This is a genomic window from Labrys sp. Lb11 (assembly GCF_057554225.1).
The window spans coordinates 163,246-175,639 of the sequence record NZ_BAAJOT010000003.1 but is presented as its reverse complement, the minus strand read 5'-3'; the positions used below and the strand labels follow the sequence as shown (position 1 = coordinate 175,639).

Annotated in this window: 12 protein-coding genes; 6 read left to right on the top strand and 6 right to left on the bottom strand. The window is 68.7% G+C overall.

Annotation, left to right across the window (positions count from 1 at the left end; genetic code table 11):
- Positions 1-347: 347 nt before the first annotated feature.
- Together AC27L4_RS10645 and argE are read left to right on the top strand one after the other, a co-directional pair.
- Positions 348-1,100: an SDR family oxidoreductase gene (locus AC27L4_RS10645; RefSeq protein WP_487142099.1), complete on the top strand. Its 753-nt coding sequence runs from the start codon at positions 348-350 to the stop codon at positions 1,098-1,100.
- A gap of 123 nt (positions 1,101-1,223) precedes the next feature.
- Positions 1,224-2,381, top strand: a complete 1,158-nt coding sequence (argE, locus tag AC27L4_RS10640; RefSeq protein ID WP_487142098.1) for an acetylornithine deacetylase — start codon at positions 1,224-1,226, stop codon at positions 2,379-2,381.
- Between the two features lie 172 nt (positions 2,382-2,553).
- Here the strand turns inward: argE and AC27L4_RS10635 are convergent, their stop codons facing one another.
- The 6 genes from AC27L4_RS10635 to AC27L4_RS10610 all read right to left on the bottom strand — a co-directional run bounded on the left by AC27L4_RS10635 (position 2,554) and on the right by AC27L4_RS10610 (position 8,540).
- The gene (locus tag AC27L4_RS10635) at positions 2,554-3,531 is read right to left on the bottom strand and encodes a LysR family transcriptional regulator (RefSeq protein WP_487142097.1); all 978 of its coding nucleotides are present in this window, start codon (positions 3,529-3,531) and stop codon (positions 2,554-2,556) included.
- Positions 3,532-3,806: 275 nt separating this feature from the next.
- Entirely contained in the window at positions 3,807-4,484 is a 678-nt protein-coding gene (locus AC27L4_RS10630; protein ID WP_487142096.1) for a DUF1028 domain-containing protein, read from the bottom strand.
- 122 nt (positions 4,485-4,606) lie between these two features.
- Positions 4,607-5,023 (bottom strand): RidA family protein, encoded by a 417-nt coding sequence (locus AC27L4_RS10625; protein WP_487142095.1) that lies wholly within the window; start codon positions 5,021-5,023, stop codon positions 4,607-4,609.
- A 44-nt stretch (positions 5,024-5,067) separates the two neighbouring features.
- On the bottom strand, positions 5,068-6,534 hold the full coding sequence (locus AC27L4_RS10620; protein WP_487142094.1) for a 4-hydroxyphenylacetate 3-hydroxylase family protein: 1,467 nt from the start codon (positions 6,532-6,534) through the stop codon (positions 5,068-5,070).
- A gap of 44 nt (positions 6,535-6,578) precedes the next feature.
- The gene (locus AC27L4_RS10615) at positions 6,579-7,139 is read right to left on the bottom strand and encodes a flavin reductase family protein (protein WP_487142093.1); all 561 of its coding nucleotides are present in this window, start codon (positions 7,137-7,139) and stop codon (positions 6,579-6,581) included.
- Between the two features lie 267 nt (positions 7,140-7,406).
- Positions 7,407-8,540: a branched-chain amino acid ABC transporter substrate-binding protein gene (locus AC27L4_RS10610; RefSeq protein WP_487142092.1), complete on the bottom strand. Its 1,134-nt coding sequence runs from the start codon at positions 8,538-8,540 to the stop codon at positions 7,407-7,409.
- Between the two features lie 246 nt (positions 8,541-8,786).
- On the opposite strand from AC27L4_RS10610, the gene AC27L4_RS10605 reads away from it, so the two are divergent.
- From AC27L4_RS10605 to AC27L4_RS10590, 4 genes are read left to right on the top strand one after another with little or no spacing between them, the layout of a single operon-like run.
- Complete coding sequence (locus AC27L4_RS10605) at positions 8,787-9,707, top strand: branched-chain amino acid ABC transporter permease (protein ID WP_487142091.1); 921 nt, start codon at positions 8,787-8,789, stop codon at positions 9,705-9,707.
- 7 nt (positions 9,708-9,714) lie between these two features.
- Complete coding sequence (locus tag AC27L4_RS10600) at positions 9,715-10,890, top strand: branched-chain amino acid ABC transporter permease (protein WP_487142090.1); 1,176 nt, start codon at positions 9,715-9,717, stop codon at positions 10,888-10,890.
- Between the two features lies 1 nt (position 10,891).
- The gene (locus tag AC27L4_RS10595) at positions 10,892-11,683 is read left to right on the top strand and encodes an ABC transporter ATP-binding protein (protein WP_487142089.1); all 792 of its coding nucleotides are present in this window, start codon (positions 10,892-10,894) and stop codon (positions 11,681-11,683) included.
- Positions 11,676-12,374 carry an ABC transporter ATP-binding protein gene (locus AC27L4_RS10590; RefSeq protein ID WP_487142088.1) on the top strand — a complete coding sequence of 233 codons (699 nt, stop codon included), beginning with the start codon at positions 11,676-11,678 and terminating at the stop codon, positions 12,372-12,374. The genes AC27L4_RS10595 and AC27L4_RS10590 overlap by 8 nt, the downstream gene beginning before the upstream one ends.
- Positions 12,375-12,394: the final 20 nt, after the last annotated feature.

Below are 12,394 nucleotides of genomic sequence, written 5' to 3'. Positions count from 1 at the left end.
TCCCCGGCGGCGGTTCGGCCGGATCGGGGATCCGGTCGAAACCCTCGCATCGGGCAGGAGCGGGCGCGGTCGATGGTGCATCCTCGGAAACCTCAACGGCCGGTTGTCAGGCCGGCCTTCGCCGCGATCGATAGGGCGCAAGTCGTTAACGAGCGTTAAGAGCCTTTGCGCAGTCGCCGTCATCTTTCGTTCAGTGTGAATCGATCGTATACGGCCGGTGCGGGGGTTAACGATGCCCGCCCGCCGGGGTTGCGGTTCCGACAGGCGGTCCGATCTTGTGACTCTGCGAGGTTTTCGAGCCGCCCCGGCGGTGCAGTCCGGAAATCCTGCACGGGGAGCGGCTGGTCATGACGTCATATCTGCAATCGCGCGGCGGCGCGCTCGTCACCGGTGCCGCCAGGCGCATCGGTGGCGCCGTCGCCCGGGCGCTGGCGGCCGAGGGCTATGCGGTCGCCATCCACTGCAACCGTTCGCGCCGGGCGGCGGAAGACGTGGCGGCCGAGATCGTCGGCACCGGCGGCAGGGCTGCCGTCGTCGCCGCGGATCTGGGGCTGGCCGAAGCGGTCGAGCAACTGGTGCCGACGGCAGCCGCCGCCGTCGGGCCGCTGACGCTTCTGGTCAACAACGCCTCGGAGTTCGAGCCCGACGAAATCGGTACGCTGCAAATGGCGGCCTATGACCGGACGATGGCGGTCAATCTGCGCGCACCGATCTTCCTCTCCCAGGCCTTCGCCCGGCAAGTCCCGCCCGATGCGGCGGATCCGTCGATCGTCAACCTGATCGACCAGCGGGTGCTGCATCCGCGGCCGGACTACGTTTCCTACTATCTCAGCAAGGCCGGCCTCTACACGGCGACGCAGACCCTGGCGCAGGCGCTGGCGCCGCGCATTCGCGTCAATGGCATCGGGCCGGGACCGACCGTGCCGAACACGCGCCAGACCGAGGCCGAATTCGAGCGGGAGGCGGCCGGTACGCCGCTCGGCCACGGCAGCTCCGTCGCGGACATCGCCGAGGCGGTGCTCTACCTCGCCCGCGCCCGCAGCGTTACCGGCCAGATGCTCGTGGTCGACGGCGGACAGCACCTGGCCTGGACCGGATAGGCACCTGCCGCGCTCGCACCTGCTTCGGCTTTGCCGACGCGACGCCTCGAAAATGCCGACGCCCGCCGGGCGGACCGGCGGCTATGATGCGGCTGCCCCTCAGCCGCCGTGGTGTTCCAGTCCATGTCCATGCAGCGCACGCTCGCGATCCTCGATCGCCTCATCGCCTTTCCGACCGTCAGCCGCGACAGCAATCTCGACCTCGTCGCCTATGTCCGCGACCTGCTCGCCGCCGTCGGGATCGAGGCTCGCCTCGTGCCGAGCGAGGACGGGCGCAAGGCAAACCTCCACGCGGTTGTCGGGCCGGCCGGGCCGGGCGGGGTCATGCTGTCGGGGCATACCGACGTGGTGCCGACCGAGGGGCAGGCCTGGAGCTCCGATCCCTTCCGCCTCCTGGAGCGGGAGGACCGGCTGATCGGCCGCGGCACCGCCGACATGAAGGGCTTCCTGGCCTGCGCCCTCGCCGCGGCCGAGGCGGCGGCCCGGCGGCCCCTGGCGCGGCCGCTGCACCTGGCCTTCAGCTACGATGAGGAGATCGGCTGCGTCGGCGTCCGGCGCCTGATCGACCAGATGGCGGGCTCGGCGGACCTGCCGGCGATGTGCATCATCGGCGAGCCGACCGCGATGGAGACGGTGGTGGCGCACAAGGGCAAGACCGCCGGCCGCATCGCCTGCCTGGGCAGGGAATGCCATTCCAGCCATGCGCCGGAAGGGCTCAACGCCATTCATCTCGCCGCCGACATGGTGACGGCGCTGCGCTCGCTGCAGGAGGAGATCCTGGCCTCGGGCAGCCATGACCCGGACTATGCCGTGCCGTTCACCACGGTGCATGTCGGCACCATTCACGGGGGCACGGCGCTCAACATCGTGCCGCGGGACTGCACCCTCGATTTCGAGATCCGCAACCTGCCCGGCGACGAGCCGCAGAGGCTGCTCGACCGCCTGTTCGACGCGGCGGGAGCGCTGACGCGCGGGGCCCGCGAGCGCTTCGCCGACACCGGGGTGACGGTGGAGATCGTCAATGCCTATCCGGGCCTGCAGACGGGAGCGGAGGAGGCGGTCGTGGGCTTCGTCGGCGGCCTCACCGGCGGAGCGGCGCTGCGCAAGATCGCCTTCGGCACGGAAGGGGGATTGTTCCGCCAGCGCCTCGGCATTGCGACGGTGGTGTGCGGTCCGGGCGACATCCGCCACGCCCACAAGCCGGACGAGTTCGTCACGCTCGACCAGATGGCGGCGTGCTCGCGCATGCTGGAACGCCTGGTCGACACGCTGGCGGCCTGAGAGCTTGATCCGAAAGTCGAGGGTCGACTCGGCGGGTCCTTTCGCCGCCCGGTGCGTCGCCGCATCTTGCCAGCATCCTTGATATTGGCGGCGATCGGCTCCTGCCGGATCGACGAAAATCCCTCGACGATCCTCCGTCGCCGACTTTCGCGTCAGGCTCCGAGGAAGAGCCTCAGGTCCGGCGGCCGGCCGGAATGTCCCAGGGCGCCATGCCGGGGAGGTTGCGGGTGGAGACCTGGCGGCGGCAATGGGCTTCGAAGGCCTCGGCGGCGCGGGTCTTGCGCAGGCCCTTGAGCGAGGCGAGACCGAGGACCATCGGGGCATAGTCGCCGAGCAGCCGGACATAGACCAGCGGCTTGCCGTTGACGGCGGTCATGTTGGCGGGGCGGGCGGTCGCCAGGGCGTAGCCGAAGCCGCTGGCGACATAGCTGCGCACGGTCTCGGGATAGTGCGAACTGGTGACGATGTTGGGCGTCAGCCCTTCGCGCAGGAACAGCGACAGGAAATATTCGCGGGTCAGCGGCATGTCGAGGAGGATGAACGGCTCGCCCTCCAGTTCGGCCAGGGCAACGGCGTCGCGCCCGGCCATGGCGTGGCCGGCGGGCAGGACGAGATGGGTCGGCAGCTCGGCCAGCGGTTCGAAGGCGACGTCGTCGGTGACGTTGAGCTCATAGGTGATGGCGATGCTGATCTCGGCCCGGCGCAGCTTGCCGATCAATGCCGCCTCGTCCCCCTCCGAGACGCGCAGCTTCACGCCGGGATACTGGTCGAGAAAGCTCTTGCACAGGTCCGGCACCAGCAGCGGCGCGAAGGTGCGGAACGAGCCGATATGCAGGGGACCGGTGACGGAGGAGGCAACCTCGTCGGCGACGTCGTGCAACTCCTCCGCCTGCTGCAGCAGCGCCTTGGCGGCCTGGAGGAAGCGTTCGCCGGCCGGCGTCAGGGAGAGGCCCTGGGCGTGGTGGCGAACGAAGAGCTGCAGGCTGAACTCGGTCTCGAGCTGGGAGATGGCGGCCGAGATCGAGGGCTGGGAGATGTTCACCCGTTCGGATGCGAGCGTGATGCTGCCGGTCTCCCCCGCGGCCACGAAGTAAGCGAGCTGCCTGAGCGTGAAGCGCATCGAGAAGGCTTGCAGGTCCTGTGTGATCACGGCGCGCCCGGGGGGAAAGGAATGGTCGGGCCGGGGCAGGGAAAACCCGCCCCGGCGGCGGGCCATGGCTCGCCCCGGGCTGGAGGGCATGATCATGCCTTGCAGCCGCGGGTCAAGCGATGGTGCGCAACGCCGTGACGACGGCCGGCTGCGGTGCCCGCGCCTGCCATCGGAACCTGGGGCGTCCTGCGGTCCGACGGCATCGCGCCGGATTGTCCGGATGCGTCGAAACGGGGCGAGGACGCAAGGCGTGTCTCCGCCGAACCGCACTGTCCCTAAAGGTCGCCGGGCACGCCGTAGGACGGTGCGGACGACGGATCGAGGGCGCGCGTCACATAGGCGTCCATCTGCGGCTTCCACAGCTCCCAGAGCCGGTCGAGCTCGCCGATCGGGTCGGTCTCGTGCCAGTCGACGCGCAGGTCCGCCACCGGCCAGGCGACGTCGCGCACCAGCAGCATGCCGACCGAATGCACCGGTCCTTCCTCGCCGCCGGCCGCCAGGGCTGCCTGCATCGCCTTGACCAGGCGATCGCCGAGCGGGGCGTCGGCGAGCTTCAGGAAGGTCTCGACCATGCGCTCGGGCACGGCCAGGCTGGACAGGAGGTTGCCGGCGGCAACCACGTCGCGCCCGGTCACGGTGCGGTGCTGGCCCAGCGTGCGGCTGCCGGAGAAGCCGGCGCTGTTGCCGTCGCGGTCGACCAGAGCGAGCTGGCGGTATTCGATGTGCCGGGCCCCAGCCTTCAGTTCCTCCAGCGCCTCGCTCGCCGACAGGCCGGAGGCGAGCAGGTCGAGGCCGCGCGGGCCCAGCGTCGGGTCGGTGATGTTCTGGGTCGCGACCGCGCCGGCGCCGGCACGGGCATGGGCGCAGCGCGCGGCGACGCAGGGGCTCGACGAGGACACGGCGATGCCGAACATGCCGCTGCGGCTGCACCGGGCCGAAATGGAAAAGGTCATGGGCTGTTCCCCCTGTACGGACGCGCGGCGTCCGGAATTGGCTGAATCGCGGCGGCGTCCCGCCGGGCGGTCATTCCCTCCCGGCGAGACGCCCTGGTGTTTAAGGCCCGTGACGGCTGTGCTCAGGCGTCGGGGATGACGGCAGTCACCTCGATCTCGACCACCCATTCGGGGCGGGCGAGGGCCGGCACGACCAGGCCGGTCGAGCAGGGGAACACGCCCTTCAGCCAGCGGCCCATCTCCTGGTAGACCGCCTCGCGGTAGCGGATGTCGGTGAGGTAGACGACGATGCGGCAGACATGGGCCATCTCGCTGCCGGCTTCCTCCAGCAGCATCTTGATGTTTTGCATGGTCTTGCGGGTCTGCAGGGTGGCGTCGCCGACATGCAGACTCTCGCGGCTGTCGAGATCCTGCGAGACCTGGCCGCGCAGGAACACTGTGGTGCCGCGCGCGACCACGCCCTGCGACAGGTCGTTGTCGAGCTTCTGCTCGGGATAGGTTTCCTTGGTGTTGAACGGGCGAAGGCGCTTGTGGATCATGGGAGGAGAGTCCAGGCAGGAAGGAATGCCGCGGGGCGGCGGGGTCACTCGGCGGCGATCGGCTTGCGGCCATAGATCTGGTCGGACAGGCCGGCGGCTTCCTTGGTGAAGCGCAGCGCGTCGGTCCAGTCGAAGTTGCGGTAGACCGCGGCGAGATGGGCGAAGGGCGGCGACTGGGCGAAGAGCTGGAAGGTCAGCCGGTGGCCGGCGTAGTCGGAATTGAGCAGGTCGCGGGCGAAGGCCAGCAGCTTGCGCCGGTCGTCGGCCTGCCAGTTGTCGTTGAGGCTGTAGAACTTGTTCAGCCACTTGCCGGCTTCCGGATCGCGGAAGGTGGCGGCGTCGGGGGTGACGCAGATCTGGCCGCCGCAGAGCTCGCGGGCGATGTGCATCATCAGGTGCAGCTGCGAGCAGGCGAGCACGCGGCCGGTCATCAGGAGCGACTGGTTCGGCATCAGGAGGCCCGCCGGGCTCGGCTCGGCCGTGGCGATCGCCGCGGTGAGGTGGGCGTTGATGCCCTCGCGATAGCAGGCGAGCGTCGCCAGCTTTTCCTGCACCGCCTGCTGGTGCTCCAGGCCGGTCTGCTTCACGTTCCACAGCGCGGCGCCGATCATCATGTCGGCGAGCTTGAGGTTGCGCTGCACGAAGGCGAAGGCGGAGTAGCGGTGCAGCGTCGCGCGGATGAAGGCGGCGGCCCGGGTGTGCTGGTAGAACAGCACGTTCTCCCAGGGGATCAGCACGTCGTCATAGACGACCAGCGTGTCGACCTCGTCGAAACGGTTGGCGAGCGGGTAGTCCTCGGCCGGGGCGCGGCCGGCGAAGCCGGTGCGCGAGATGAAGCGCAGGTTCGGCGAGGCGAAGTCGCAGATGAAGCCGACGGCATATTCCGACAGCTTGCTGTCGCCCCAGTTGGCGATGGTCGGCTTGGTGAAGGCCTGGTTGGCATAGGCCGCCGCCGTCTCATACTTGGCGCCACGCACGACGATGCCGGCGTCGGTCTCCCTGACCACGTGCAGCAGCATGTCCGGATCCTGGTCCTGCGGCCGCTTGGAACGGTCGCCCTTGGGATCGGTGTTGGCGGAGACGTGGAAGGGGTCGTTGCGGGTGACGAGGTCGATGTGGCGGGCGATGTTCTGCGAGAAGCGCGGATCGACTTCGTTGAGCACGTCCTGGCCGTCGAACAGCGACCACATCTCGCCGACCGTCTCGTCGCCGACGCGGGTGACGATGCCCTTGACGTCCTCCAGCACCAGGTCGGTGGCGCGGCGCTTGTCGTGCCAGTCCTGCTGGGTGTGGGGCAGCTTCAGGCCGACGGCGAAGCGCTCGCCGCCCTCCTCATAGGTCATCTCGGCCTGGTAGCGCTCCTCGTGCGCCATGTCGTAGATGCGGGCGCGGATGTCGACCAGCGGCTTGAACATCGGATGGACGGTGACGTCCTTGACGCGTTCGCCGTTGATCCACACGCGGCGTCCGTCGCGGATGGAGTCGCGGTACTGCTGACCGGTCCTGATCATGGAAAGTGCCTTTCTGTCGAAGCTGGAAAGCGCGAGGGGCGGCGTCAGCCGGCCACGGCCATCGCGGCGGGAGTGCAGTAGGAGCGCCGGCAATAGGCGAGCGGCTCCCGGTCGCCGGCGGAAACTTCCACCACGCGGCCGACGAAGATGGTGTGGGTGCCCGCGTCGACGGCGCTGTGGAGCACGCAGTCGAAGGCGGCGACGGCGTCGGCGAGCCTGGCGGTGCCGCTGGCCCCCGCCTGCCAGTCGGCACGGCGGAAATCGAACGGCTCGCCCTCGCGCGGTCGGCCGGCGAAGACGTCGGAGAGCGGAGCATGGTGGGCGGCCAGGAGATTGACGCAGAACACGCCGTTGCGGCGGATGGCGTCGGCGGCGGGGCTGCGGCGGTTGACGCAGGCGAGCACCATCGGCGGGTCGGCCGAGACCGAGGCGACGGCGCTCACCGTCACGCCGCGCTGGCCGGCGACGCCGTCGGTGGTGATGATGTTCACGCCGGTCACCGCTCCGCTCATCGCCGCGACGAAGGCTTCGCGGTCCGCCGCAGGCAGGTCGCGCGCGGGCGGGCCGGCGAGGTCCGTGGTCAGGCATTCGGCTGCGGTCGACATGAGCTTTTCTCCCGAATACTTCGCTTCGCCATCAGAGACAGCCGGGGCGGCGGTCGATCCTTGCGCCGACCATGAACACTGCTTCAAGTTCTGTAAATTATATCTTGTGTATCTTTTGGATCAGAATTTCTGAGGTCCTGGGCGAACGGGCCATCGCGCGTCGTGCAGCCCGGCGCAGCGACGGGCCGCCCGCGACGGCGTCGACGGGCGCCGGCACCTCGGCGCGACGAAGCTCGTCCGCGCGAAGCGCCGGCGCAAGGCCGCGGTTCAGTGGTCGGTCCAGGCGCCGTTCTTGACTTCCTTGATCTCGATCTCGACCGGGATCTGGGTCTGGCCCTGGGCATCGAAGGTGGTGGTGCCGAGCACGCCGTCGAACTTGATGTCGCGCACCGCCTTGGCCAGGGCCGCCTTGTCCTTCGTGCCGTGCTCGCGGATCACCTGCAGCAGGATGTTGGTCGCATCGAAGGCATATTTGGTGTAGGGGCTGGCGGCCTCGGCGAACTTGCGGGCCTCGTAGTCGGCATTCATCTTGTCGAGCTTCGGGTTGCTCTGCGACTTGGGATAGCTCACCATCGTGCCGTCGGCGGCGGCGCCGGCGATCTTGATGAAGTCCGGATCGTAGAAGCCGGAGATGCCGATCATCGGCACGCCGACCGAGAGTTCCGCCATCTGCTTGCGCAGGATGCCCGCCTCGGTGATGACGCCGCCGAAATAGACCGCGTCGGGCGACAGGCCCTTGATGCGGGTCAGGATGGCGCGGAAATCGGTGGTGCCGACCGGCAGGGCCTCGCTGGCGACGATCTCGCCGCCATTGTCCTTGAAGAACTGGCTGAACCACTGGGCGTTGGCCCGGCCATAGTCGCTGGTGTCGGTGACGACCGCGATCTTCCTGGCCTTGAGGCCGCTCGCCGCCCACTCGGCCAGGGGCTTGTTCTCGTTGACAAGGGTCGGGGTGACGCGGGTGACGACCGGCAGGTTCTGCTCGGTGATCTTCGGCCCGATCGCGCCCCAGACGATGAAGGGCATCTGGTAGCGGTTGAAGACGGGGATGGTGGCGAGGGCCACCGGGCTGTTCCAATGGCCGGTGGCCGCGACCACCTTCGGGTCGTTGACCAGCTTCAGCGCGGCCGAGACGCCGGTCTGCGGGTCGGATGCATCGTCGAGGGCGACGCCTTCGACCTTGTAGGGATAGCCGGACGCGTTGGCCTGCTCGATGGCCAGCAGGAAACCGTTGCGTGCGCCCAGCCCCTGCGCCGCGTTGCCGCCGCTGACCGGGCCGATGAAGCCGAGCTTGATGACTTCCTGGGCCTGCACGGCCGGCGCGACGGCCAGCATCGCGGCCGCCGCGACCGCCACCGTTGCCAGACGCCGGGTAATGCCGCTGGCTTGCTTGATTTTCATCTTTGTTTTCCGCTCTCGAGATGGGACCGCCTGCCCATGCGTCGGCCGATCGGGTCGGGCCTTGCTGGTCGGCCTGGAAAGGGTGCATTGAGGCCATGGGCGATCAAATTCGTTTTTTCCGAGCCTCGGCTGCGGAAATTCGTTGCCATCCTGCTCTGGAAATCCGGATCCGCGCCGTTCAGAGTTCCAGGATCGGCGCCAGCGCATACAAGAAGCAACAAGGCGCCGCGCCGGAGTTTCCAGCCCATGGGAAGTATCTTTCTGCTGCAATGCCTGAACTGGATCACGCTCGGCTGCATCTATGCGCTGGTGGCGCTCGGTTTCAGCCTGCTGTTCGGCGTGCTGAATGTCATTCACTTCTCGCATGGCGACGTGTCGCTGATGGCGCCGTTCCTGGCGCTGGCCACGGTGCAGATCCTGCTCGGCTCGGCCGCCGGTGAAGTCGGGGCCGCCAGCCTCGTGGCCGCCTGCCTGGTCGCCGTCGTCCTCACCGGCCTGCTCGGCGTCCTGCTCGACCTCCTGGTGATCCGTCGCTTCCGGCATGCGCCGCCGATGATGGCGCTGGTCGCCACGGTGGCGCTCGGCACGGTGCTGCGCGAACTGGTGCGCCACCTCTATCCCAACGGCAGCAATCCGCAGGCCTTTCCGCAACTGATATCGAACAACCTGGAGCTGCCGGGCGGCATCGTCCTGCCGGGCTTCAGCCTGTTCGTCATCGCCACGTCGGTCGCCGCCGTGGCGCTGCTGTTCTTCGTTCTGCACCGCACGCCGCTCGGCGTGCGCATCCGGGCGGTGTCGCAGGACCAGGAGGCGGCGCGCCTGATGGCCATCGATCCCAACCGCATCTTCTGGGCCACCTTCTTCATCGCCTCCGCCGTCGGCGCCGTCGGCGGCCTGTTCTATTCGAGCTATGCGGGCGTCGTCCGGTTCGACTTCGGCGTGCAGGCCGGCCTGATCGGCTTTTCCGCGGCGGTGATCGGCGGCCTCGGCAGCATGCCCGGCGCGATCCTCGGCAGCCTGCTGATCGCCGGGCTCGACACCGTCATCCAGGCCATGGTGCCGGACGGCGCCTCCTACCGGCTGGTCTTCGCCTTCCTGCTCGTCATCCTCGTGCTGGTGTTCCGGCCGTCGGGGCTGCTCGGCCGGCCGGTGATCGAGAAGGTCTGAAAACGGGATGTCGACCACCGTGCTGTCCAACACCGCCAAACCCGGCGTCGCCGCCGATCTTGCGATCGTCGCCGGCCTGGAGCTGATCGCCGCCGCCCTGCTCCGCCAGTTCCTGCTCGCCGAGGACTGGCCGCTCGTCGTCGCCATCCTTGCCGTCCTCGGCGCCGGCTTCGCCGTCCTGCAGATCCGCCCGCGCATCGAGGCGCGCATCGCCGACGCCTTTGCCGCCAACGGCGCCTTCGCGCTCGTGCTCGGCATCGCCATCGTCGTGCTGCTGCCCTTCACCATGGGTGGCGACAGCTACGCGCTGCACCTTCTGATCGTGGCGCAGCTCTATTCGGTGCTGGCGCTGGCGCTGAACTTCCAGCTCGGCAGCGCCAACATCCCGAACTTCGCCACCGGCGCTTCCTACGGCATCGGCGCCTACGCCTCGGCGCTGCTGGCCATCAATTTCGACGTGAGCTTCTGGCTGGCGTTGCCGATCGCCGCCCTGGTGGCGACCGCCTTCGGCTTCCTGCTCGGCATTCCCTCGATGCGCACCAAGGAGAGCTATCTCGCCCTGGTGACCATCGCCTTCGGCGTCGTCGTGCACCAGCTGCTCAACAATTTCGAATGGACCGGCGGTCCCAACGGCCTGGTCGGCATCCCGGCGCCGAGCCTGTTCGGCCATTCCTTCGCCTCGCCGATCGAGATCTTCGGATACTCGCTGCCGAGCCAGGCGAACTTCTACTATCTCTCCGCCGCGCTGGTCGCTCTCGCCATCGTCACGGCGCGGCGCCTGCACGCCTCCCGGGTCGGGCTGGCCTGGAACGCGCTGCGGGCGGACGAACTGGCGGCCCGTTGCCAGGGCATCAACGTCACCTGGTACAAGGTGCTGGCCTTCGCGGTCGATGCCTTCCTCGCCGCCTTCGCCGGCACGATCTACGCCTTCTATATCAGCTTCATCTCGCCGGACAACTTCACCTTCCTGGTGTCGGTGACGATCATGACCATGGTCATCGTCGGCGGCATGGACAACATCCTCGGCGTGATCCTGGGCGCCTTTCTCCTCACGCTCCTGCCGGAAAAGCTGCGGGTCTTCTCCGATTACCGCATCCTGTTCACCGGCGTCGTCGTGATCCTGTTCCTGATCATCCGGCCGCAGGGGCTGTTCCCCCAGCGCCTGCGCCGCTACGGAGGCTGAGATGAGCGGCAGCATCGCGCTCGAAGGCCAGGGCCTGACCATGCGCTTCGGCGGCCTCGTCGCCCTCAACGGCGTCGACTTCACGCTGAAGCGCGGCGAGATCCTCGGCATCATCGGTCCGAACGGGGCCGGCAAGTCGACGCTCTTCAACTTGATCACCGGCATCTACACGCCGACGGCCGGCCAGGTCCGCCTCGGCGGCACCGACCTCAGGGGCGTGCCGACCCACAGGATCACGGCCCGCGGCATCGCCCGCACCTTCCAGTCGAGCCGTCTGTTCTCCGATCTCAGCGTCGTCGACAACGTCGTCATCGGCATGCACACCCGCACCCGCTGCGGCGTGTTCGATGCGCTGTTCCGGCCGGGCCATGCGCGGCGCGAGCTGGAGGGGGCGGCGCAGCAGGCGGGCGAATTGCTGAAGGCGGTCTCGGCCGGGCTCTACGCCCAGCGCGAGCGGCCGGCGGGCGAGCTCGCCCAGGCCGACCGGCGCCGCCTGGAGATCGCCCGGGCGCTCGCCTCCGAGCCGCAGGTGCTGCTGCTCGACGAGCCGTCCTCCGGCATGGACGACCGCGACACCGACGCCCTGATCGCCGACATCCGCGAAGTGTCGCGCCGGCGGCCGGAGCTGGCGGTGATGATCATCGAGCACGACATGCGCCTGGTGGCCGAGCTGCCGCACCGGGTGATGGTGATCGACTACGGCCAGAAGATCGCAGACGGCGATTTCGCCGACGTGCGCCGCCTGCCTCGCGTGCAGGAAGCCTATCTCGGACGGAAGGCCGGTCATGCTTGAGCTGCAATCGATCAGCACCAATTACGGCGTCGTGCCGATGCTGCGCGACGTCTCGCTGGCGGTTTCGCCAGGCGAGCTCGTCTGCCTGCTCGGACCCAACGGCGCCGGCAAGACCACCACGTTCCGCGCCATCTCCGGGCTGCTGCCCCTGGTCGGCGGCAGGATCGACGTGCTCGGCGCCGGCAATGGCAGCCTGCGCACGGAGATGCTGGCGCGCCGCGGCATCGGCTTCGTGCCGGAGGGCCGGCGCCTGTTTCCCCAGCTCACGGTGCGCGAGAACATCCGGCTCGGCTTCGACGCGGCCCGCAGCAGGCTCGACTTCGAATCCCGGCTCGACGCCATGGCCGAGCTGTTCCCGCGCATCCGCGAGCGCATCGGCCAGCAGGCCGGCACGCTCTCCGGCGGCGAGCAGGCCATGGTGGCTCTGGCCCGCGCCCTGATCGCCGCGCCCAAGCTGGTGGTGATGGACGAGCCCTCGCTCGGCCTGTCGCCCAAGCTGATCGACGAATATTTCGACATCGTCGCCAGGATCAATGAAGAGGGCACGGCCGTGCTCCTGATCGAGCAGAACGCCGAGACGGCGCTGTCGATCGCCCATCGCGGCTATCTCGTGGTCAAGGGGCGCATCGCGGCCAGCGGCTCGGCCAAGGACCTCCTCGGCAACGACGTCGTCCGCAAGCTCTATCTCTGATCGGAGCCGGGACGAACGGG